At 60.2% G+C, this 23,897-nt stretch carries 18 protein-coding genes; 10 read left to right on the forward strand and 8 right to left on the reverse strand.

All coding sequences use genetic code 11. From position 1 onward, the window contains the following. Window positions 1–43: 43 nt before the first annotated feature. The gene (locus GM668_RS19230) at window positions 44–580 is read left to right on the forward strand and encodes an RrF2 family transcriptional regulator (RefSeq protein WP_155440579.1); all 537 of its coding nucleotides are present in this window, start codon (window positions 44–46) and stop codon (window positions 578–580) included. An 18-nt stretch (window positions 581–598) separates the two neighbouring features. Here the strand turns inward: GM668_RS19230 and hmpA are convergent, their stop codons facing one another. Both hmpA and GM668_RS19240 read right to left on the reverse strand, forming a co-directional pair. Next, window positions 599–1,774 (reverse strand): NO-inducible flavohemoprotein, encoded by a 1,176-nt coding sequence (gene hmpA, locus GM668_RS19235; protein WP_155440580.1) that lies wholly within the window; start codon window positions 1,772–1,774, stop codon window positions 599–601. A 137-nt stretch (window positions 1,775–1,911) separates the two neighbouring features. Further along, window positions 1,912–2,583 (reverse strand): aquaporin, encoded by a 672-nt coding sequence (locus tag GM668_RS19240; RefSeq protein ID WP_155440581.1) that lies wholly within the window; start codon window positions 2,581–2,583, stop codon window positions 1,912–1,914. Window positions 2,584–2,787: 204 nt separating this feature from the next. Between GM668_RS19240 and GM668_RS19245 the strand changes: the two genes are divergently transcribed. Further along, window positions 2,788–3,540: a YdcF family protein gene (locus tag GM668_RS19245; protein WP_155440582.1), complete on the forward strand. Its 753-nt coding sequence runs from the start codon at window positions 2,788–2,790 to the stop codon at window positions 3,538–3,540. Here the strand turns inward: GM668_RS19245 and GM668_RS19250 are convergent, their stop codons facing one another. Then, a complete protein-coding gene (locus tag GM668_RS19250) occupies window positions 3,541–5,832 on the reverse strand; it encodes a PAS domain S-box protein (protein WP_155440583.1) in 2,292 nt (763 codons plus the stop codon). A 628-nt stretch (window positions 5,833–6,460) separates the two neighbouring features. Here GM668_RS19250 and GM668_RS19255 point away from each other — a divergent pair. Next, complete coding sequence (locus tag GM668_RS19255; RefSeq protein WP_211923419.1) at window positions 6,461–6,868, forward strand: hypothetical protein; 408 nt, start codon at window positions 6,461–6,463, stop codon at window positions 6,866–6,868. Between the two features lie 176 nt (window positions 6,869–7,044). Continuing rightward, window positions 7,045–9,825 (forward strand): XrtA/PEP-CTERM system TPR-repeat protein PrsT, encoded by a 2,781-nt coding sequence (gene prsT / locus GM668_RS19260; protein WP_170305714.1) that lies wholly within the window; start codon window positions 7,045–7,047, stop codon window positions 9,823–9,825. Here the strand turns inward: prsT and GM668_RS19265 are convergent. Both GM668_RS19265 and GM668_RS19270 read right to left on the reverse strand, forming a co-directional pair. Then, a complete protein-coding gene (locus GM668_RS19265; protein ID WP_155440585.1) occupies window positions 9,820–11,463 on the reverse strand; it encodes an FAD-binding oxidoreductase in 1,644 nt (547 codons plus the stop codon). The two genes, prsT and GM668_RS19265, sit on opposite strands and share 6 nt — an antisense overlap. Then, window positions 11,460–12,200 carry an N-acyl amino acid synthase FeeM domain-containing protein gene (locus tag GM668_RS19270; RefSeq protein ID WP_371868731.1) on the reverse strand — a complete coding sequence of 247 codons (741 nt, stop codon included), beginning with the start codon at window positions 12,198–12,200 and terminating at the stop codon, window positions 11,460–11,462. The genes GM668_RS19265 and GM668_RS19270 overlap by 4 nt, the downstream gene beginning before the upstream one ends. A gap of 226 nt (window positions 12,201–12,426) precedes the next feature. On the opposite strand from GM668_RS19270, the gene GM668_RS19275 reads away from it, so the two are divergent. The 4 genes from GM668_RS19275 (at window position 12,427) to GM668_RS19290 (ending at window position 16,844) form a co-directional block, all read left to right on the forward strand. Further along, window positions 12,427–13,341 carry an EDSAP-1 family PEP-CTERM protein gene (locus GM668_RS19275; protein WP_155440586.1) on the forward strand — a complete coding sequence of 305 codons (915 nt, stop codon included), beginning with the start codon at window positions 12,427–12,429 and terminating at the stop codon, window positions 13,339–13,341. A gap of 115 nt (window positions 13,342–13,456) precedes the next feature. Next, window positions 13,457–15,016 (forward strand): XrtA system polysaccharide chain length determinant, encoded by a 1,560-nt coding sequence (locus GM668_RS19280; RefSeq protein ID WP_155440587.1) that lies wholly within the window; start codon window positions 13,457–13,459, stop codon window positions 15,014–15,016. Window positions 15,017–15,032: 16 nt separating this feature from the next. Beyond that, window positions 15,033–15,734, forward strand: a complete 702-nt coding sequence (locus GM668_RS19285) for an XrtA-associated tyrosine autokinase (protein WP_155440588.1) — start codon at window positions 15,033–15,035, stop codon at window positions 15,732–15,734. 12 nt (window positions 15,735–15,746) lie between these two features. Next, window positions 15,747–16,844 (forward strand): glycosyltransferase, encoded by a 1,098-nt coding sequence (locus GM668_RS19290; protein WP_155440589.1) that lies wholly within the window; start codon window positions 15,747–15,749, stop codon window positions 16,842–16,844. 204 nt (window positions 16,845–17,048) lie between these two features. Here GM668_RS19290 and prsR read toward each other — a convergent pair whose 3' ends face one another. Beyond that, entirely contained in the window at window positions 17,049–18,395 is a 1,347-nt protein-coding gene (gene prsR, locus GM668_RS19295; protein ID WP_155440590.1) for a PEP-CTERM-box response regulator transcription factor, read from the reverse strand. Window positions 18,396–18,591: 196 nt separating this feature from the next. Here prsR and nadB point away from each other — a divergent pair, with 196 nt between their 5' ends. Then, on the forward strand, window positions 18,592–20,208 hold the full coding sequence (nadB, locus tag GM668_RS19300) for an L-aspartate oxidase (RefSeq protein WP_155440591.1): 1,617 nt from the start codon (window positions 18,592–18,594) through the stop codon (window positions 20,206–20,208). Between the two features lie 83 nt (window positions 20,209–20,291). On the opposite strand, the gene GM668_RS19305 is transcribed toward nadB, so the two are convergent. Next, entirely contained in the window at window positions 20,292–21,044 is a 753-nt protein-coding gene (locus GM668_RS19305) for a substrate-binding periplasmic protein (RefSeq protein ID WP_229499552.1), read from the reverse strand. 105 nt (window positions 21,045–21,149) lie between these two features. Beyond that, on the reverse strand, window positions 21,150–23,237 hold the full coding sequence (locus tag GM668_RS19310) for a 3-hydroxyacyl-CoA dehydrogenase NAD-binding domain-containing protein (protein WP_155440592.1): 2,088 nt from the start codon (window positions 23,235–23,237) through the stop codon (window positions 21,150–21,152). A 128-nt stretch (window positions 23,238–23,365) separates the two neighbouring features. Here GM668_RS19310 and GM668_RS19315 point away from each other — a divergent pair, with 128 nt between their 5' ends. Continuing rightward, the gene (locus GM668_RS19315) at window positions 23,366–23,890 is read left to right on the forward strand and encodes a chemotaxis protein CheD (protein ID WP_155440593.1); all 525 of its coding nucleotides are present in this window, start codon (window positions 23,366–23,368) and stop codon (window positions 23,888–23,890) included. The last annotated feature ends 7 nt before the right edge of the window (window positions 23,891–23,897 follow it).

Genomic DNA, 23,897 nt, shown 5'->3' on the forward strand with positions numbered 1-23,897 from the left:
CCGCTATGCTGAAAAACTACGAGTGATTTAGTCGGGGTTTGTTATGTCGCATATCAGTACCGGTGTTGAATATGCACTGCACTGTTTGGTGTTCTTGTCGAATCGGAGCGGCGAAGAAGCCAGCGCCAAGGATTTGGCCGAATTACAGGGCATACCGGCCGATTACGTGGCGAAACTGTTCACCAAACTCAGCAAGGCAGGACTGGTGCGGGCAACGGAAGGCGTCAGGGGTGGTTTTGCGCTGGCCCGTGCGCCTGCGGCGATTTCCGTGCTGGAGGTGGTCGACGCCATCGATGGCGGCAAGCCACTGTTTGAATGCCGTGAAGTGCGGCAGCGCTGTGCGGTATTTGAAGGGAATGAGCCGGACTGGACAGGGGTACCGCCTTGCACGATACACGCCGTGATGCTGTCAGCGGAGCAGCGTATGCGCGAAGAGCTGGGCAGCCACACGCTGGCCGACCTGGTGCAGCGGGTCATTGCCGTCACGCCCCCCTCCTATAACCAGGCAGTCGTGCGGTGGCTCGATGGCCGGGCGGCCAGCAAACATAAAGCGCAAAACAAGCGGCCGGACAACGCTTGATGCCGGCCGCGCCACACGTTATTGCAAAGCTTCGGCGGGACCGAAGAATTCATAGTGGGTCTGGGTTTCCGGCACGCCCAGGTCACGCAAGTGGGATTTCACGGCTTGCATAAAGCCCTTCGGGCCCAGGAAATACGCATCGACGTCGCGGTTTTCCGGCAGCCATGCGCGCAATTGTTCCTTGCTCAAATAACCGGCAGCATGGGCCTGGCCATCTTCATCACGTTCATAGACATAGTGACGGCGCAGTTGCGGATGCACGCCGGCCAAGTGGTCGATATGGCCGCGGAATGCATGCACGGCCTTGTTGCGGGCCGCGTGGATAAAATGCACCGGACGCTGCGTCCGCAACGCGGAAGCCAGCATGGCCAGGGTTGGCGTAATGCCGACGCCGCCGCTGATCAACACCAATGGCTTGTCGCTTTGCTTCAGGACGAAGTCGCCGGCTGGCGGGAACAGATTCACGGTATCGCCCAGGTTGACCTGGTTGTGCAGGTAATTTGACATCTTGCCGCCGGCTTCGCGCTTGACACTAATGCGGTACGTTTCGCCGTTCGACAAGGCCGACAGCGAATAGTTGCGGCGTTGTTCAGTACCATCGATGGTGGCGACGACCGTCGTATATTGGCCTGGCTGATAGGCCATCACTTTGCCGCCATCGGCGGGCGCCAGCACAAACGACGTGATTTCATCGCTTTCCGCCGTCTTGCCCACGACCTTGAAAGCGCGGGCGCCACGCCAGCCGCCTTCGGCTTCCGCATTGGCGTCGTAAGCTTGCTGTTCCGCGCCTATCAGAATGTCCGCCAGTTGGCCATACGCTGCGCCCCAGGCTTCCAGCACGGCATCAGTCGCCACTTCCGCGCCCAGCACTTCACGGATCGCACCCAGCAACGCTGCGCCCACCATAGGATAGTGTTCACGCTGGATTTGCAGCGATACGTGTTTGTTGACAATGGCGCCGACCAGCGGACCCAGCGCCTCCAGGCGGTCGATGTTTGATGCATACATCAGGATGCTGTTGGCCAGCGCACGCTGCTGGGTACCGCCATGCTGGTGTGCCTGGTTGAAGAATGGCACGACTTGCGGGTATTCACGGAACAACTTTTGGTAAAAGTGGCGCGTCAACGTTTCACCGCCTTCTTTGAGGATCGGTACGGTGGCAGTGATGATGGCACGGTGTTCTTGGGACAGCATAGCGAGGCAGCCTTTCTTAAGCAAAGTTACGGGTGCATAGGTTTCTTGATATGCGTCAACTATATCGGGTTTCCCATTAACATGCAAATATTTTACATGTTTAATTTCGCAAAAAACACGCCCTCGTGGGAGCATGGTCAGGAGCGGACCGTATTACTTGCGCTGCCATACAGCCACAGAAATATGGCCGTGGCTGCAGCGGCGCCAGCGAGTTGCGACAAGATGAAACCAGGCGCATCGGCCAGGCAAATAGCGCCGGCAGCGCCAACGACTTTGGCCAGGGTCAATGCGGGGTTCATGAATGCAGAAGACGAGCTGAACCAGCACGCGGCCATGACGTAGGCGGAGACGGCAAATGGCGCAATGACGGGGCGTGCGCGGCCGCATCCAATAAACACGGCCAGCAAGCCAAACGTTGCGACGAATTCTCCCAGCCACTGCCCTATGCCGTGACGCTGCTGCGCTGCCGCCACGAGGAAATCCAGCCCATACATGCCATGCACGGCTGCCACACCGGTCAGTGCGCCGGCCAGTTGCGCGACAATGTATGGCGCCACATACTCCACACGCAAATTGCCGCGCCACGCGTCAGACAGGGTCAGCACCGGATTGAAATAGCCGCCGGAAATGCCGCCAAACGTAAGGATCAGTACGGCCAGCCCCGTGCTCGATACAAGCGCTGTCACCAGTTGCGCCATGGCGGCATCGCCGCCGGACAGCCGCTGGGCAGCAATACCGCAGCCACCGGAAATCGCCAGCAGCAATGCCGTACCCATGCCTTCCGCCACCATGCGTTTCACGATGCCCATGCACATGTCTCCAGTACAAAAGGCGTACTGTAGGGCAACTCATCCCAACGCTTATCAGGCGTTGTCAATACTTGCTATGACGCCAGCACTGCCATGCCGACGGGCGAAAGGACCTGACGGCGGCGGGGCCGGCACGGCAATGACAGACCGACTGGACTTTAGAGGACGCTTGACATGGGGTAATGCAATTGTTTCAATGCCGGCATGTTGCTATCCAAACTCATCCACTTCGTTGTATTGCCCCCTGCCAGCCTGTTAATCGTCGCCCTGATCGGCCTGGCGCTGCGCCGCCGCTCACCCCGTACTGGCCGCTTCCTGTTCCGTGGCGCGCTGGTTGTGCTGCTGGCTTTGAGTACCCGTATCGTGGGCAACTTTATGCTGGCGCCACTGGAAAACAGTGCCCCCCCGCTGACTGCGCAAGCTGCCAGCGGGGCGCAAGCCATCGTGGTGCTGACGTCCGGTGTCGTGATGCAATCGCCGGAATACGGTGGGGATGACGCACCAGACGAGTCGGCGCTGGCGCGCATGCGCTATGCCGCCAGGGTACAGCACGACACGGGCCTGCCCCTGCTGGTCACAGGCGGAAGAATTTATTCTGCGCAAAAACAATCGCTGGCTGCCAACATGGCGTCGGCACTGCGTCATGATTTTCGTACGGACGTGAAATGGGTAGAGGAAGCTTCCGTCAATACCGCTGAAAATGCAGCGTTCAGCGCAAGCATCCTGTTGCCGGCAGGGATCAAGCGTATCGTATTGGTGACGCACGCCATGCATATGCAGCGCGCCGAACAAGTATTCCGTTCAGCCGGTTTTGAAGTGGTGCCTGCACCCACCGCATATTATTCGACGGGACCATTTAACGCGTTCCAGTTACTGCCCAGCAGTTCGGGGTTATCAGCCAGCTATTACGCGTGCTACGAATGGATCGGCCTGGCATGGTACCGGTTGCGGCACTGATTACCGGCTGCGTACGACGGCCAGCGCCGCATCCAGCGCTTCATTTAACGCATCGAGTTCGATCGGTTTCGTAATATAGCGAAAGAACCCCGCATCCAGCGCAGTATTGATGTCGTTTTGCATGGCATTGGCAGAAATGGCAATCACGGGGATACCCGCCGTTGCCGGATCGTTGCGCAAGCGTCGCTGGATTTCCATGCCGTTTATATCCGGCAAATTCATGTCCAGCAGCACGACGGAGGGCTGACTGGTGCGTATCATTTCCAGTCCTCGTTCACCGTTGGTGGCCGTCAGCAAACGCACGTCAGGACGGAAGCGCAATGCTTCTTCCACCAGCCGCAAATTGGCGGGATTGTCTTCCACGTACACCAATATCAGCGGTGCGCCGTCCACCGCAGCACGTGCCGTCGCCGGCGGTACGGCCGACGCGGCGTCAATCGCCGCCTTTGCACTGAGCGGCGCGTCCGTGGCAGCCAGGTCAATGGAAAACACGCTGCCTGTGCCGGGAGAACTGGACACCGTGATCGTGCCACCCATCAATTCCACCAGGCGCTTGGTGACGACCAGGCCGATGCCCGTCCCTTCTTGCCCGCTGTTTTCCTGGCCTAGCCGGTTAAATGGCTGGAACAACGCTTCCACTTGATCGCTGCGCAAACCCAGGCCGGTATCCTGTACGGAAATACGTACGCGGTCATTGGACGACGTCATGCAATCGACCACGACGACGCCCAGGTCACGGTTGTATTTGACGGCGTTCGACAACAAATTCAGCACAATCTGTTTCAGGCGGGTGCGGTCCGCCTGCACATACAGCCCGGTCTGCGGCGGGAAAATCATGCGGATACCCCGCTTGCCGGCCTGAGGCTCCATCATGATATTCGTTTCGTTCAACAGTTCGTCGACGCCGACCGGCTCCATCGACAACGTGACCGCGCCCGATTCGATCTTCGACAAGTCGAGAATTTCATTGATCAGTTCCAGTAAATGCTTGCCGGATTTCTGGATATACCCCATGAATTCCTTGCGCTGCTCCGGCGACACTGGCAGCGCATCATTGTCCAGCAATTGTGCAAAACCGAGGATGGCATTCAACGGCGTACGCAATTCATGGGACATATTGGCCAGGAACCGGTCCTTGGCCAGACTGGCGCGTTGTAATTGCTCGCGCTGCTCATGCAGCGTCGCTTCAATACGTTTGCGTTCACTGATGTCGCGGATGGCGCTCGATACCAGTGTCTCACCTTCGGTTTCCAACGGGCTCAAGCTAATTTCCACAGGGAATTCGGTGCCATTAGCACGCAATCCGTACAACTCCAGGCCGGCGCCCATCGAACGTGGGCGTGGAGAATGGAAAAAACCGCCCCGTAATCCCGGATGGCCATGGGCAAACCGTTGCGGAATCAAAACTTCGATTTTTTTTCCCAACAGCTCACGCCGGTGGTAGCCAAACAGGTTTTCCGCCTGGGTATTGACCAGCACAATTTCTCCGAGGGCATTGACGATGACAATGGCGTCGGGCGCAGACTCCAGCAAGCCGCGGAATTTTTGTTCTGCCTTGCGGCGGTCGCTGATGTCACGGATCGCGCTCATCACCATGGCGCCCTCTTCCGTATTGATGGGACTCAGGGAAATCTCAACCGGGAATTCCAATAAATCCTTGCGGACCCCGTACAATTCCAGACCCGCGCCCATGGTGCGGGTTCGCGGCTGCGTAAAATAATTGGAACGGTGCCCCACGTGGCTGCCCCGGAAGCGCTCAGGCAACAGCACTTCAATCGGCTGCCCCCGCAGTTCGCCGCTGAGGTAACCAAACAGGCGTTCGGCCTGCGAGTTGGCCAGCACGATCAGTCCGGTGGAGTTGGCAATGACGATGGCGTCCGGCGTGGATTCCAGCACATCGCGGAAGCGCGCTTCCACCTGCTTGGCATCACGCATGGCTTTTAAGCGCGTGATGTCCTTTTTACAGAACATGACGAATTCATTGCGGCCAGTACTGTCATAAACGGTTTTGCTGGAAACATCGACAAATACCGGGGAACCGTTTTTTCTGCGCCGCAGGATTTCATAATCCCATGCCCCGCCACTGCGTTCCAGGGTTTGAATAAATGTATTCCAATCCTGGCCTGGCATACCGACCAGTTCATACAAAGGATGGCCGATGGCTTCGTCGGCAGCGTAGCCAAACATTTGCTCCGCCCCCGGCGACCAATGCACCACGGCGCCGCGCCGGTTGCATACCACGACGGCGCCAGGCAATTGCTGCAATACCATCTGGTCGAAGTCGGTAGCCATAATTTCCCCAGTATTGGCAACAGCTTGAGTATAGAGCGGCGGTTGTCTTGATCACAAGTGCGAGCCAGGTGTGGTGGCCACTGCTGGTTGGCGGCTGGGGGTGTATGTCGGCGCCTATAATGTTCGTTAATTGCAAATTATTCGATGCCGGTAACGTCCTCAAGTGGTGTTGAACTATATGTACCGGTCTTGCCCAGGCACATATTTCGTTAAATTTCATACTAGGCGGGAAGCTTGTTATGGCCCTGCCAGCCCTTCGTTCATACCCGGGCGAAAGATTTATGAGCCCGTTACAAGTGTTTTTTCGCGGAAATCAATACTAATATCTCATCTGTCTCGCTTGATTTTTCTCAAGTATGATTAATAATAAACAAATGTTCCGTCCGACTGTTTCGCAAGAAACAGCTCGAATGACAATTTAATACAATTGTTCGCTTCTCAATTTCTAAAGCCTGCTACATACTCCACCGTGGCAAATTTGCACACCTAAAGAATCAAGAATCGCCATCCATTCCTGTGCAGTGCAGCAAATAGCAAAAGCACAAACCTTCTGTTGGGGTTTAGAAATAAGTGGTAAGATGGCATCCGCTGTCTGACAGCGGAAATTCGAACAAAGGCAAACTTTACGATGGAATTATTCAACAAATCCGGCGTTTTAGTCGCTGCGGTGCTGGTTACCGTCGGCGTACTGATCGGGGCACAGGCAAAGGACGACATGATGCCACCGGACAGCGTGATTGAAGCGACGGCCCTTAAGATGAATGATGAAGGTAATTTTGTTGCAGAGCGGCGAATGCGTGAATGGGCTGAACAGGGCTCTGCGGTAGCACAGCGGGAACTTGCCCTGCACTACCAGGCTGATACGTCGCGCCGCGCCGAAGTCCTGCACCTACTGGAAGATGCAGCCCGTTCCGGAGATACTCAAGCGGCAACCCATCTGTCCCAGCTGCGTGACATCCACCGCAATCCGAATATTGATGCATTGAATGAGACCGCCGCGTCTCGTACAGCCGCCCATACCTGGACGCGCTACTAATTCCCCGTGCAGGCTCACCGCCCGCTACCGGAAGCGCGGCGCCGCCTGCCGAGATCTTCGCCGATCCGTAGCCCTGTAGCTTGCAGCTGCATGAATAAACTGACACCCTGCGCCAGCGCAAAGGCGTGATGGTTTGCGCGCCTACCCTGAAGCAATCATTTGCCCAGGAGAGCGCCATGTCCCTATCCCTTCCCGCCGCCATGCTGGCGGTCGTAATACTGGCGACCGGTTGCCAGCAAGAACCCAACCAGACTCAGTTAATGGCATCCGCCAGCCGGCACCAGGCCGCTGGCGATAACCACGCCGCCATCATCGAGCTGAAAAACGTCTTGCAACGTACACCGGCAAATGCAGCGGCGCGCCTGCAACTGGGCGACGTTTACCTGGAAAGCGGCGATGTGCTGTCCGCTGAAAAGGAATTTCGCCGCGCCCGCGACACCGGCGCCTTGCCCGCTGCGGTTTTGCCTCGGCTTGGCGCCGCCTTGCTGCTGCAGCAGCGCTACGAGCAAGTGTTGGCGGAATTGCCAGATGGCGGCGCCTTACCGGCGGCGGCAGTGGCGGATGTCCGCGCATTGCGGGGCTATGCCTTGCTGGGCTTGAAACGCACAAATGAAGCGGAACAACTGTTTGCCGCCGCACTGGCTACGCAGGCGGGCCACGTGCCGGCTTTGCTGGGGCAAGCCCGCCTGGCGCTGCTGTCAGGCGCTAACGAGGCCGCCATGAGCGCGGTGAATGCGGCGCTGGCAGCGCATGCGGATTCAACCGAAGCGCTGCGGATGCAGGGCGACCTGTACAGGCGGCAAGAGGATCACGCCAAGGCATTGGCCAGCTACCGGCAAGCGATTAAACTGCGCCCTGCAAGCCTGCAGGCCCGGCTCGATGTGGCGGCATTACTGGCCGCAGACAACCAACTTGGCGCCGCACGCACTGAACTGGCCGCCGCCAGCCGGATTGCCCCTGGCAACGCGGCCGTCATTTACACCGAAGCCCTGCTGGCGCTGCAGGAAAAGAAATATCCAGCTGCACTGGAACGGTTGCAACTGATCTTGCGCGCGGCCCCCGACCATCCACCGTCCAATTTACTGGCAGCCGGTATCTATCTGGCGCAAAACAACTTGCCGCTAGCTGAACAGCACGTCCGCCGTTTCCTGGCAAACCAGCCCCAGCATGCATTCGGTATGCGGTTGGCAGCGATGATTGCGCTGCGCAGCGGCAAGCCTGAAGCCAGTATCGCAATGCTGGAACCATTGCTTGAGCAGCATCCGGCCGACGCGCAGTTGCAGGCGCTGGCGGGCGAATCGTATATGCGCATGCAAGCTTATAGCAAAGCATCCGCCTGTTTTGACAAAGCCACGGCGCTGGCGCCGCCCAGCGCCATGCTGCGGACGTCGCAAGCCATCAGCCAGTTAGGCATAGGAGACAACCAGGGAGCAGTGGCGGCGCTGGAAGCCGTGTTGCAAGCGCCGGAAAATCTTGCCGCCAATGACAATGATGGGCGGCAGCGCGCCGGCGCCCTGCTGGTTGCCGCCCATATGCGAATGGGCGCTTATGACAAGGCATTGGCAGCGGTGCAGGCTCTGGAACAGCAGCACAACAACCCAGCGCTGCAAAATCTCAAAGGCGGCGTGCTGCTGGCCCGCCAGGATCCCAGCGGTGCGCGGCGTGCATTTGAAGCGGCACTGGCGCTGCAGCCTGGGTACGCGCCGGCGCTACGAAACCTCACTCAACTCGACATGCTGGCCGGCCATCCTGAACACGCACAGCGGCGCTACCAGGCGGCACTGGCGCGCGACAGCGGCAACATCGAACTGATGGCGGGGCTGGCGCACCTGTCAGCACAACAGGGCGACATGGCGGCTGCACGGAACTGGCTGGAGCAAGCCAGGCGGAGCGCGCCTGACGCGTTGCCACCGGCATTGCAACTGGCAAGTTATTACCTGGAAACAAACGAAGTGCCGAAGGGACTGGCGCTGGCGCAGAAACTGCAGGCAGCCAATCCCGGCAGCGCTGACGCACTGGCCTTGCTGGCGCGCGCACGCGCTGCCGCCGGCGATACAGAGGGCGCGCTGGAAAGCTACACAGACCTGGCCGGCCGCCAGCCCGATAACCCTGCCGTGCACATGCAGCTGGCAGGGGCCTATATGGCATTGAACCGGACCGCCGACGCCCTGGCCGCGTGCCGCAAAGTGCTGGCCTTGCAACCCGATCACAGTGCTGCGCTCGCGACAGCCATACGCTTGATGACAGAATTGCGCACTTGGGACCAGGCCGTGGCGCTGGCGCGTGCCACGCAATCCCGTCCGGACAGCGCAGGGCTCGGTTACCGGCTGGAGGGGGATATTGAAATGGCGCGCGCGCATCCTGCTATTGCGCTGCCACTGTACCAGCGGTCGTTTAACCTGGCGCCCAGCGGCCCGCTGGCCATTTCCATCCACCGCGCCCTGGCAGCCACCGGCAAGGACAGTGCTGCGGCCAGCCACATCGGACGCTGGCTCAACAGCCATCCGCGCGACTTGCCGACCCGCATGTATTTCGCAAGTACGCTGCTGGCTGCCGGTCAATTCCGTGCTGCTATTCCCCAGTATGAGCAAGTGCTCGGTGTGCAGCCAAACCATGTGGTGGCATTGAATGATTTGGCGTGGAGTTGCTTGCAAATAGACGACAAGCGCGCACTGGGCTTTGCTGAAAAAGCCTATGCCCAGGCGCCGGCCAACGCCGCCGTGGCGGATACGCTGGGCTGGATCTTGACGCAGCAAGGCCAGCCCGGCCGTGCCGTCCCCATCTTGAAAAAAGCAGCCGACAGTGCGCCGCAATCGGGCGATATCCGGTTGCACTATGCCGACGCCCTGCTCCGCGCGGGAGAACGGCGTGAAGCCAGGCGCCAGCTGGAACGCTTGCAAGCCGACGCCGGATACAAACGGCAAGACGCAGTGCGCACGCTGATGGGTACGCTATGACCCTGTGCCTCCTGCACCGGGAGGCGGCTGGTAGCGTCCCGGTGCAATGATGTTCAGCGGGTCCAATGCAGCCTTGATACGGCTTGCGGTGCGCCAAAAACTGTCTGCCTGCGGGTCCAGCGCCGCCATCGATTGCAAACCGACGCGGTAAGGCAAATAGCCGGCAGCCATCAGTGCGTCAAACAAGCTGTGATAACAAGTTTGGGCGTCCGCGCTTTCTGCAGGGTCGTCCTTGTCATAAGCAATGGTCAGCACACCACCCAGTGCCCGCTCCGTAATCATGCTGAAGGTGGCAAACAAGTCAAACCCATACCGGGCATAGTACGGTTGCGCCAAGTTCATGACTGCGCGCAGGTCCGCCCCCCGCGACGGCATGACCGGCGACAGCCACAGCAGGCCGCAATTGTCGCGCGCCGGATCCGCGTTGGCAGGAAAACCCGGCGGCAGGCCGCCCCGCCTGCGCCAATATGCCCCTGCCAAAAAGCGGCCATCCGGGATACCCCGGTTCATATTGAACAGCGAACGGCCTAGCGCCACACGGGCCGCCAGTTTGCGGCCGGTTCCCGTTCGCCAAAACAGCCGCGCTGCACGGCCTGCCAGCGCCAGCCGCTGTTCATCGATAAATCGAAGCGACAGCGGCAGCCGCGCCAGCGCGCGGCGCAACGCGCGCCGTGCTGCCTGTACTTGCTGGGCATTCCCATACAGGGCGCCGGACACGGTCCATGCTGCAATCCCGGCATCATGGCACAGCGACGCACGCAATGCCTCAGGCAACGGCCGCTGCCCTTGCGCGGCTTCACGGGGATACGTCATGCCGCCCGACAAAACCCTTAAATCATTACCGATATGGATGACCGACCGCAACGTGCCGTCCATGCGCAGCGGGCGCAGCGCATCCACCACCGCGTCCACGCCGTCGTGGCTGGGCACGCTGCATAGGAAATGTCCCAATACCGGTGTCTGCGGCATCAGCCACAGCCCGACGCTGGTGACGATTCCCAGGGCTGACTGCGTAAACAAGCCGTCGAGCCAAGGGCCCACGCCATATGGGAACACGCGGGCGGCCCGTGCAGGCTGGAAGTGCGTGTAGCCGGTACGCACGACTTCGCCATCGGCCAGCACCACTTCCATGCCGCACACTTGCTGGACACGGTTGCCATAAGGCGAATGCCCGAATCCCCGCTCAAGGATATTGCCGAGCAGGCTGGTATCCGGGCCTGCGCCCGTGCAATCCATCCACAGGGGCAAATGCTGCTCCGCGAGAAAACGCGACAATTGCCCTTGCGTTACGCCGGGCTCGATCACGACGTAACCCAGTTCCCCATCCGCTTCCAGGATGCCGCGCATGCCCGACATATCCACGATCACCTGCCCCGGCAGGACGGCACAGGCATCGCCATACCCCCAGTTGCGCCCCGTACTGACAGGGTACAGCGGTACCCCGTGCGTGGACGCAATGCGCACCACGCCAACGACGTCCTCGCGGCATCCCGGGCGCACGACGGCGGCGGGGCGGGCTGGCCATGACGCGGTACTGCTGGCAAAACTGTCCAGTGTTGCAGCATCCGTCTGCACTTGTGCATCGCCAAGCAAGCTGCGCCATTGCGCCAGCGCGGGCGCCAACGCGGCGGCGTTCATCCCCTGCCCCGCATCAGGCGTCCGGTAATGCCGGCTTCATCGTCGGGTGGAAAGAAAAATGGATAAAACGAGCGCACGTTGGGATGCTTCTCCATCAGTCCGCCGTAGCGCTGGATTTGTTCCTTCATGTATTGCAAGTCCAGCCGCAGCAGTACTGCCGGGGCGCCCACGCGTGAACAGTTGCGCTGTGTGCCGCAATGGCCGAACCCCAGCATGCGGCGGTAAAACATCACGTGGCGGGGATTGACTTCAATCACATAATCCGAGTGGCCATGGATATGGTGTGCATACAGGTAGGAAATATGGATCAGCCCGGCGAAAACACGGCGCGACGCCCCTTTATCAATGGCCAGCCGCGAAGGCTCGCACAGGCGCCGGCCTTGCGCCCGCAACTGGTCCAGCTCATGGCGAAAATTTTCATCCGCCGGCAAGCCCAGCACGGGATCATCCAGGCACAGCGACATCGTGCCCACCGTCGCGCCGCCCGTTTCCGCATAGAGCGTGATGCGGTTCGGGCTGTGAACCGCGTGGGGATCCACGTCGTAACCACGCCAGCCATACATTTTCTTCAACAGCAGACTGGCGCTCTCCCGTTCATGGCGTGAATTGGCCAGCCGTAAATGAAACACTTGCCGGTCCAATTCATGGTCTTCCATTGGGTCATGCGCGGCTTCGCCAATCACCAATTCACGCATGCCCGGGTGGTCCGTAAAAGAAATAAGCGTGTTGTCGTCCACGTTGCCTCCTTGAAGTATTGGCCCTTTGGACAACACCTCGCTTGAAAAGTTCAATGACCGCGAAAAAAAATCGCCGCAGTGTCGCTTTCCTTCACAAAGTGCAGGCAAGTACCGCATCACGGACGCCCAAGTATCTGATTTGGCAGCCTTTCGCCGCCAGGCACGGTTACTGCTGTAGAGGGCTAACCGCATCCAACGCGGCCAACCACGAAAGGAGCAGCACACCATGAATACCCCGAAAATTCTGCTGGCAGCGGCCGCCGCACTGGCCGTATCCGGCCCTGCCAGCGCATCCACGTTTGCGTCCGCCATCCTGGATATCACGGATTTCAAACTGACCCACTCTTCCGGCGCCGATTACACTGTCGGTAATTTTTCCACGCTGGCCGGCACCAATGACGCCCACGCCACCGCGCAATTGAACGGCGTGTTTGCCAACGATGCCGATTCGCGCAGCATCCTGGCCCCTATCCCCCCCAATGTGGCGCAACAGTGCCTGGGGATGTGCCCCCCAGTTCCGCCGGATACCTTCACGCCGATAGCCGGCATTCCGCCCATCTTCAATACCTATGGCCACGCAGACCAGAAATTGACCGGTGCGTCGATCATGATTGGCGCCACCCCTGCCGGAGCCCATGCATCCACCCGCGCGGATGCATCGACCGCCGTCAATGCCGTCGCATCGGGCAACTCCGATGTCGGCACGTCGACCACGTTCCGCTTTGTCATGGGGACGTCCGACACAATGACCGTGTCGTTCATGGGCAATCCTTACACCCGTGCGCTGGTCACACCGGGATCGGGCGCCGTATCCAATGCCAATGCGCGCCTGTCGTGGTCGCTTAATATCTTCAACGTGACGACGGGTACGACGGAACTGGCTTACGCGCCCGATGCATTAAATGCGGCCAGTATCCGCAGCGCCACCCACGCCGCCCCTGCCGACCTGATTTACGCGCCCGGCGCCAGCGCATTTTCCGCCACCACTGGCATGTTGATGGCCGGGAATGAATACCAGATCACGATCCAGCACAATTCGCTGGCCAATACCCTGCAAGCCGTACCAGAACCTGCTTCGCTGGCACTGCTCGCAGGCGGCTTGCTGGGCATGGGCTTCCTGGGCCGGCGGCGCCGCAGCTAGGCCGCACAGGACGGCTTGACGCCGCTCAACCGCGCAGGAAACTGCGGCTGAGCGGTGCGGCGCCCTTCCTATAATCGAACCAAGGGCATCCACTTCGCGTTCGGGGAATGAGTATATGGAAGAGCTGATCCACCTGTTGCAGACGGCCGCCCACTGTATGTGGAAATACCGCTGGCGCACCGCAGTTGTCGCGTGGACGGTTGCGCTGGCGGGCTGGACCGGAGTAGCCCTGCTCCCGAATGAATACCAGACGTCCGCCCGCGTCTTTGTCGATACACAGGGCATCCTCAAGCCCCTGCTGTCCGGCATGACCAGCGTGCCCAATGTGGAACAGCAAGTGGCGATCATGAGCCGTACCCTGCTAAGCCGCCCCAATATCGAACGGGTAATGCGTATGGTCGACCTGGACATCCGCCAGGTCACGCCCCGAGAACACGAAATCCGCATGGAAGAATTGTTGAGCCGTATTCGGATTGCCGGCACCGGCAGCTATGACATTTACACCATCACGTACAACGACCGCGATCCCCGACTGGTGCGCGACGTGGTCCAGTCGCTGCTGGCGATCTTTGTTGAAGGCAGTTTCCGGGGCAAGAAAGGCGAATCGGAAAAAGCCGTGCAATTCATCGACGAACAAATCAGCGCCTACGAAGAAAAGTTGCAGGCTGCAGAAGATTCCGTCAAAGAATTCAAATTGCGCCATAACGCACTGTTGCCACGGCCGGGACTGGACTATGGCACGCAGCTCGCGCAATCGGCCGATGCACTCAATACAGCGCGCCTGGAATTGCTGGAAGCGGAACAGGCGCGCGATGCGATACGCCAGCAAATGCCGGGCATGGCCTTGCACGGCGCCGATATCCCGCAATCCGCGCAGATCGACGACCCTGAACTGGAAGTCCGCATTGCCGCCATCCACAAGTCGCTTGATGCATTGCAAATGCAATATACGGACTTACATCCGGACGTCGTTGCGGCGCACCGCCTGCTGAAGCAGCTGGAACAGCGCAAGGCAGACAGCGCGGCCGACCAGTCGCCCACCGCTGACCCCGGCAGGCGCTACAGTCCGATGTTGCAGCAAATTAAAGTTGCGTTGACCGAAGCGGATGCAAAAGCCGCGGCCATCCGTGCGCGCGTACGGGAACTGAGCGTGCGCCACGCACGGCTGGAGGCGCAAAGCAAAGCTGTACCGGAGCTGGAGTCCCAGCTGGCGCAATTGAACCGGGACTACCAGATCAACAAAGACAATTACGAAAAACTCATCAGCAAGCGGGAAGCTGCCAAACTGTCAGGCAGCTTGAGTTCGACCCAGGAAATGATGAATTTCCGCATCATTGATCCCCCCACGCTGCCCGTGCGGCCTGTTGGCCCGAACCGGTTCATTCTTAACTCGGCTGTTCTGGCATTGGCGCTGGCGGCAGCCTGGCTCGCGGCGGCAGCCGCCAACCGCAACGCGCCGGGCTTCACCAGCTTGCGCGACTTACGGGAATTCAGCGGAGTGCATGTGATCGGCACCATCGCCATGCACTGGACGCCGGCCCAACTGCACAGGCGCCGCCGCAGCCGCGCAGCCTTCGGCGCACTGGCGGCTTCGCTGCTACTGTCTTACGGGGGGCTGATGGCGCACACTCTGGCTACCGATGGCAGCGTGTTCCACCCCATGATGGCCCCCTGACTCAGGAACCCGCGCCATGCGTAGCAACCTGCCAGCGCGCCCCGACTGGATGATGGCGGCACACGCTGTCGCCGAAGAATTTCGCGTGATTAAGCGCCCGTTATTGCGTACGCTGCGCGACGGCAGCGCTACCGCCGGCAATTTGATTGCCGTCACCAGCGCCATGCCGGGCGAAGGCAAGAGCTTTTGCGCGTTAAACCTGGCGCTCAGCATGGCCGTCGAGCGCGATACGACGGTCTTGCTGGTCGATGCCCACATGACCCGGCCGGCATTGCCCCATATGCTGGGTCTACCCGATGGCCCTGGCATGATGGACGTGCTGCTGGACGATACGCTCAGTGTTGCCGACGTGATCGTCAAAACCGGGAGTGCCGCGCTCAGTGTCTTGCCGGCGGGCCAAAGCAGTCATCACGCGGTGGAATTGCTGGCCAGCCGCAATATGGGACGCCTGCTGCACGAACTGGCATCGCGCTATGCGGACCGCATCATCATTTTCGATACCGCACCGCTGCTGGGCACGTCGGAAGCCAGCGTGCTGGCGACACAAATGGGCCAGGTGGTGCTGGTGGTCGATGCTCAGACCACCACACGCGCCAGTCTCGCTGAAGCACTGCGCCAGTTGGACCCTTGCCCCCATGTGCACTTGGTCTACAACAAAACCCAGACCCCGCTGCTGAAATCTGCGTGGCGCCCAGTTCCGCCACTGCATACCAGATAACGAGGAGAAGCGATGGCCCCGCCTACCATGACGCAGCAAGCCTGCCACGCGGAAACCGCCCGGCCACCGCTGGTGATCCATATTACGGATGCGGTGGATACGGACGAAAATTTGCTGTGCCTGCTTCGGCAAATGCCGCCCGGCCGTTACCGGCATATCATCCTCGGCTGGCGCCGCAGCGCCATGTGGGAATTGCGTCATAGCGGCCATGTCGCACAATGGGTCCACGTGGCGGACGACGCGTGCAAAATGGAAGCCGATGGCAACCTGAGCCTGGTGCGGCTGTTCCGGCGTTTGCGGCAATTGCGTCCAGCGCTGATCCATACGCACAGTGCCGCGTTGCAATGGCTGGCAGCGCTGGCCGGCGTACCGGTACGCTTGCATGGCGCCAGCGCCAGCCGTCATCCTCCACTGCGCCATGGCATACGGAGTTGGCTGAGCCGCATCCTGACTCCGGCCTGCCCGCCTTCAACGCAGATTGCCGTCGATTGCATGCAATTTCACCCGCGGCTGGGCCCTGCCGCCGCCATCGGACCAGAAGGCTTCTTGTCCGATGGCGTCTGCGTGATCGGTGCGGTTGGTGAGATGGATGGCAAACATGGGCACGAACAACTGGTCGAGGCCTTTTTGCAATTGGTCGCGCTGCATGGCGCGGTACTGCCGCTGCGCCTGCTGATCATTGGAGACGGCCCCGCACGGGCGGCCTGTACTGCGATGCTGGCGTCGGCGGGCGCCGGCCGTATGGCGTGGCTGCCGGGCCAGCGCGACGACGTCGCGCGCCTGATGCGCATCATGGACGTGTTTGCCGCACCCGCATGCACGCCGGAGTCTGGCAGCTTTATTTTGCAAGCCATGGCCAGTGGTTTGCCCATCGTGGCCTGCCAGGGTGGCATACACAGCCGGCTGGTACAAACCGGCTGGACCGGTGCGCTGACACCGCAGGGCGACGCCATGATGCTGGCCGAAGCGCTGGCGGATTATGTGCGGGTTGCCGGGCTGGCACGACGCCACGGCATGCGCGGCAGGCGGCAAGTCCTCAGCCACCATAGCCTCGCAGTGGTGGCGCAACATTACACGCAACTGTATGACCGTCTGATTCCTGCCAAATAAACCCGATGCCAGGCATTGCCGGCCAGTCTCGGCTGCAACCTGGCAGCGGCGGCATCCGATACGGCAACGCCTTGACACGTCATCAATAGCCGTTGCACCCGGCGCCAGCGGAAGTGCAGCAGCGATACCCGCCACAGGCCCTGACCAAGCCTCGCCATCGATACGCATACATGCCGGCATCTTACCGATGCCAGGCAAGACGGCCTACCGGATGCCGTGATGGCTCATCAAATCGTAAAGGGTGGGCCGGCTCACCCCGAGCAATTCCGCTGCCCGCAAAATGTTGCCATCGACCCGCCCCAGCGCCTTGACCATGACCCGGTATTCCGCCGCGTCGCGCGCCTGGCGCAAGTTGACATTGTCGTTCACGGCAGCGCAAGCGGGCTGCAAACCCAGGTCTTCCACCATGATCAAGGGTCCTTCGGCCATGATGACTGCGCGCCGGATGCAATTTTCCAACTCCCGCACGTTGCCTGGCCAATCGTGCGCTTCAATGGCCGCCAGTGCCTGCGGATGGAATTGTAAGTGGCGCCGGGCCGTCGCACAGCAGCGGTTCTTAAAGTGATGGGCCAGCAGCGGTGCGTCGCCGCACCGTTCGCGCAACGGCGGAATATCGAGCACAATTTCACTGAGACGGTAATACAAATCTTCCCGGAACGCGCCTTGCGCCACTTGTTCCTTCAAATTGCGGTGGGTCGCGCACACAACCCGCACATCGACGGGGATTTCTTGCCGTCCACCAACCCGTTCGATGACCCGCTCTTGCAAAAATCGTAATAATTTCGCCTGCAGCGGCAACGCCATATCGCCAATTTCGTCCAGGAAGAACGTGCCCCCATGGGCCAGCTCAATCTTTCCAGGAATTTGCCGCCCTGCTCCCGTGAACGCGCCCTTTTCATGGCCAAACAGTTCACTTTCCAGCAATTGTTCAGGAATGGCCGCGCAATTGATGGCAACAAAGGCTTTGCGGCGCCGCGCGCTCAAACTGTGCAAGCTGCGCGCGAGCACTTCCTTGCCACAGCCGGATTCCCCCAGCAACATTACGCTTGCGGCCGACGGCGCGACTTTTTCCACGTCGCGGCATAACTTCAGCATGCCCGCGTCGCGCGAAATCAAGCCGCCCAATGGCGAATCCTGCTCGATTTGCAGCATGCGCCGGTGCTCGGCCTGGACCGCATGGAGAAAAAAAGCGCGCTCAACCATCAAGTGCAACGTATCGAGCTCAACTGGTTTTTGCTGGAAATCGTAGGCGCCCATGGCAATTGCTTTCAACACGTTGGCACGGTCTCGATTTCCTGAAAGAACTATAATTTTTGTCTCCGGCGCGGCCGCCAGCATGTCCGCCAGCAGTGCGAGGCCGACAGTGGCGCTGTCCGGCGCGGGCGGCAATCCCAGGTCCATCGTGACGACTGCCGGCTGGTGCCGCCGCAAATGCGTCATTGCCTGTTCCGGGTTGCCTGCCAACAACACGTCATATGCATCGAGCCCCCACTTCAATTGCCGCTGCAAACCCGGGTCATCTTCCACCAATAACAGTTTTTTCCTGGTCATGACTTGCCTCCTGACGATGGACCTACCACCGGCCAACTGGTGGCTTTGCCATCATCGCGCCCACGCTACGACGCAGCTTTGCGCCAGCACAAATCCTCCGGCGGCGCTCCGTGCACCGGGTGAAAATGACCATTCCATGACAGGAAAGCAGCAAATCGTCTATAGTCTTACTTCTCTCCAGCAACCGATTTAAATAATGAAATTCGATGTCGCTATCGTCGGCAGCGGCCTGGCCGGCTTGTCGGTGGCCCTGCACCTGGCGGAAACCCGCAAGGTCGCAATCATTTCCAAACGTGAACTTCTGGATGGCGCCAGCAACTGGGCGCAAGGCGGTATTGCCGCCGTGCTGGATTCCGGCGACAGCCATGAACAGCACATCAGTGACACCTTGATTGCCGGCGGCGGCCTGTGCGATGAAGCTGCGACGCGCTTTATCGTGGAAAATGGCCGCGCGGCCATTGAATGGCTGATCGAACAGGGCGTGCCATTTACGCGCGATGACAGCGCGGAACTGGGTTTCCACCTGACGCGCGAAGGCGGCCACAGCCAGCGACGCATTATCCACGCGGCGGATGCGACCGGCCACGCCGTGCAAGTCACGCTGGAGCAGAAAGTCCGGGCGCACCCGAACATCAGCCTGTTTGAACACCATTGCGCGATTGACTTGATCACGTCCGACAAGCTGGGTCCGAAATCGGCGCCGCATAATAAGCAGCCGCATTGCCATGGCTTGTATGTACAGGATGTGAAAACCGGCGTCGTCCACACGGTCGCGGCGGAACACACGGTGATGGCCACCGGCGGCGCCGGTAAAGTCTACCTGTACACGACGAACCCGGACACGGCCAGCGGCGACGGCATCGCCATGGCATGGCGCGCCGGCTGCCGCGTCGCCAACATGGAATTCATCCAGTTCCACCCTACGTGCCTGTACCACCCCTATGCGAAGTCATTCCTGATCACGGAAGCTATCCGGGGTGAAGGCGGTTTGCTGAAATTGCCGCCTGAAGCGGGCGCCGCTGCCGGCAGCCGCTTCATGCTGGCGCACGACGAGCGGGCTGAATTGGCGCCGCGCGATGTCGTGGCCCGCGCCATCGACTTTGAAATCAAGAAGCGGGGCCTCGATTATGTCCACCTCGACATCAGCCACAAGCCCGCCGAATGGCTGAAAGAACACTTCCCGACAATTTATGCGCGCTGCCTGGAACTGGGCATCGACATCACGAAGGAACCTATCCCGATCGTCCCCGCGGCCCACTACACGTGCGGCGGCGTCGTGACGGATCTGTCCGGCCGTACGGATTTGCCCGGCCTGTATGCGGTCGGAGAAACCGCGTACACGGGCTTGCATGGCGCCAACCGCCTGGCGTCCAATTCACTGCTGGAATGCGTGGTCATCGGCCGCGCCTGCGCGCATGATATCGAGCAAAAGGAACGGGCCGGCACGCCTTACCTGCCGGACTGGGATGAAAGCCGCGTCACGGATGCCGACGAAGAAGTCGTGATTTCCCACAACTGGGATGAATTACGCCGTTCGATGTGGAATTACGTGGGTATCGTGCGCACGACGAAGCGCCTGGAACGGGCGCAGCACCGCATTGCATTGCTGAAAGAGGAAATTGACGAGTATTACCGCAATTTCCGCATTACCAGCGACTTGCTGGAATTGCGCAACCTGGTCGACGTGGCCAGCCTGATCGTCAACAGTGCGCTGCAGCGCCGCGAAAGCCGGGGCCTGCACTTTTCCCGCGACTATCCGGAAACCTTGCCGAAGGCGCTGCCCAGCGTGCTGACACCGGGCCGGCGCGCTTAAGGCGCCCCGGCCGGAGCGCCGGCCGGACCATGAGCCCACGGGCGGATTAGCCGGCCTTGGTCGGCTCATCTGGCCAGCTGGGGCTACGGTACGTTGACTTCATAGCGCTGCCCCAGTTTTTTCAATTCGCCGCTGTCCACCATGCGCTGGAACGCGGCGTCGAAATCGCGCCGCAGCGTATCGAATTGCGTATCGCGGGGAAACGCAAAATACCCTTCCTGCACATCGATTACCTTGGGCAGCATCACTACTTGCCCGACCAGCCCCAGCCGGCCCATCACGGGTTCCGTATTGCGGCGGTTACTGGCAAACAAGTTCACATGCTGGTGCACCAGCATTTTCAAGCCACTGTCCACACTGTTGGCAACGCTCAGGCGCAATTGTGGCCGCGCCTGGTCAAACGCTGTCCCATAGGCCCACCCGTTGAGCACGACAATCCGCTGTTCCCCCAGCGTGCCGAAATCCCCATTCCAACTGGCATTTGCGTCGGCGCGCGCATAGAACACCATCTGGTCCTGGTAAAAGGCCAGCTTCGAAAAAGCCATGTTTTGCAAACGCTCGGGATTTTTATACGGGCCAACGAGGATGTCAGCCTTGCCCTGCGTAATCAGGGCCTGGGCGCGCGCCCATGGATACAATTCAAAGCGCACCGTATGGCCCATGCGCTGGGCCAGGACTTTGATGATTTCCGGGCCCAGTCCGACAATATCGCCTTCCTGGCCGCGCTCGAATACCCGTTCAAAGTGCGCGCCGATGGCCAATAATTCGCGTGCGGAGACCGGCGCCGCCGCCAATAACACCGGCGCCAATAACATGCTTGCTGCAAGCTTGCGCATATGCCCTCCTAGTTGCCCCATCATAACATTGGGACAAGCAATCGCAACTGCTTGTGGCAAGCGTGCCGCATACCGGCAAAGTATGCGGCGCAGGTCGCGTCCGGCTTAGCCGTTAAAGCCCTTGCCTTCGGCCGCCAGCTTGACCAGCAGCGGCGCAGGTTTCCACGCGTCGCCGTGGCGGCCGCGGGCCATGCGCTCCATCGCACCCAGCACATTTGGCAAGCCCACGGTATCGGCATAGAACATCGGGCCGCCACGGTGCAGCGGGAAGCCATAACCCGTCAGGTACACCATGTCGATATCCGATGCGCGCAGTGCGATACCTTCTTCCAGGATATGCGCCCCTTCATTGACCAGTGCATAGACCAGGCGTTCAACGATTTCCTGATCGCTGATCTTGCGGCGCTCAATGCCGAGGTCTGCCGAATGCTTGACGATCATGGCGTTGACTTCCTCGTTCGGGTACGCTTTGCGGTCCCCTGCCTTGTAGTCATACCAGCCGCCGCCCGTTTTCTGGCCGAAGCGGCCCATTTCGCACAGCAAATCCGCAGTTTTCGAATACGTGATTTCCGGCGATTCCACGTAGCGGCGCTTGCGGATGTACCAGCCGATATCATTGCCTGCCAAATCGCCCATGCGGAACGGCCCCATGGCAAAGCCGAATTTTTCCATCGCCTTGTCGACCTGTTCCGGCAGGCAGCCTTCTTCCAGCAGGAAGCCGGCCTGGCGGCTGTATTGCTCGATCATGCGGTTGCCGATAAAGCCGTCGCACACGCCGGAAACCACACCGGTTTTCTTGAGCTTTTTCGACAGCGCCAACGCCGTCGCCAGCACATCCTTGCCAGTCTTCGCGCCGCGCACGATTTCCAGCAATTTCATGACATTGGCCGGGCTGAAGAAGTGTGTGCCGATCACGTCTTGCGGACGGCTGGTAAATGCTGCGATCTTGTCCACGTCCAGGGTCGACGTATTCGACGCCAGGATCGCGCCCGGCTTCATGACTTCATCGAGTTTCTTGAATACGGCTTCCTTGACGCCCATGTCTTCAAACACGGCTTCCACCACGATATCGGCATCGGCGATTTCCGCATAATCCAGCGATCCCGTGATCAGCGCCACGCGCTGGTCGAATTTCTGCTGCGTCAGTTTGCCTTTTTTCAGCGTATTTTCATAATTCTTGCGTATGGTGGCCAAACCTTTTTCCAGCGCTTCCGGTTTCATTTCCAGGATCGTCACCGGAATGCCCGCATTGGCAAAGTTCATGGCAATACCGCCGCCCATGGTGCCTGCGCCAATCACGGCGGCCTTGGCAATGGTGCGCACCGGCGTGTCGGCCGGCAGGTCCGGCACTTTGCTGGTCATGCGCTCGCTGAAGAATGCATGGCGCAATGCTTTGGATTCATTGGTTTGCATCAGTGCAATAAAGCGCTCGCGTTCAAACGCCAGGCCATCGTCAAATTTCTTTGTGACGGAAGCCGCCACGGTTTCCACGCATTCCAGCGGCGCCGGGAATGGGCCGGACATGGCTTTGACTGTGTTGCGCGAAAATTGCAGGAATGCTTCGTGATTCGGATAGTCGACTTTGCGGTCGCGCACTTTCGGCAGCGGACGCACGTCGGCAACTTTCTCCGCAAACGCCAGCGCTTGCTCCAGCAAATTGTCTTCGGCGCCAAAGACGGCATCGAACAGCGCCGTTCCTGCGAGCTTTTCCGACAGTACAGGCGCGCCCGACACCACCATGTTCAATGCCGCTTCCAGGCCCAGCACGCGCGGCAGGCGCTGCGTACCGCCCGCGCCCGGCAACAGGCCCAATTTCACTTCCGGCAGCGCAATTTGCGCGCCCGGCATTGCCACACGATAGTTGCAGCCCAGCGCCAGTTCCAGGCCGCCGCCCATGGCCACCGTATGAATGGCCGCCACCACGGGTTTCGTGGAGTCTTCCACCGTGCGGATCAAAGAGGCCAGCGAAGGTTCGGCCAGCGCTTTCGGCGAATTGAATTCGCGGATATCCGCGCCGCCGGAAAATGCCTTGCCGGCGCCCGTGATGACGATGGCGTTCACTGCGTCATCAGCCAGTGCGCGGCGCATGCCTTGCACGGCAGCCGCTCGGGTTTCCAGTCCCAGGCCATTGACGGGTGGGTTGTTCAGCGTAATCACGGCTACGGTGCCGTGCACTTGGTAATCGGCGCTCATGTCTCTTCCTTATTGTGTGAACAAGTCAGTAAAACCTCACTATAACGCAAAAACGAACGGTCGTATTATTTTTTTACAGACTGTGCTGTGGTACTGTTCTGCCAAGGACAACGCGTGAGGAAATCCGCATGGCAGGCGAAGTGATCATACGGCACGTCGACATGGGTAAATTGCTGACCGGACGGGGCAATGACCGGTTGGTTGCCGTGCTGGGATCGTGCGTGGGCCTGGCCTTCCTGTGGCCAAAAGGCCAACGCTGCGCGCTGGCGCATTGCGTGCTGCCCAATGCGCCCCTGGGAGAAAACGGCATGGGTGCACGCTACGTCACACAGGCCGTGCCGTCGTTGTTGACCGCTATGGGCGTCACGACTGCGGATCGGCCGAATGTCGACGTGGTGCTGGCCGGTGGCGCCAGCATGTTTGGTCCGGGCAGCGCCATCATGCAAGTGGGCCGGCAAAATATCGTGGCGGCGCTGTCGACGCTGCAGCAGTTCGGCCTGCGTGTCGCCTGCAGCGACCTGGGTGGATATGCAGGCAGGCAATTGCTGGTCGATTGCGGTACGTACACGTGCTTCGTACGCCCCATCATCCCGCCGGCCTCGGAAGGCCGCGTCCCGCCGCCGCCCCCGCCACCACAATTGCTGCGCGGCTGAATGCGCC

This window comes from Pseudoduganella ginsengisoli (genome assembly GCF_009720865.1).
Classification (GTDB): Bacteria; Pseudomonadota; Gammaproteobacteria; order Burkholderiales; family Burkholderiaceae_D; genus Rugamonas; species Rugamonas ginsengisoli.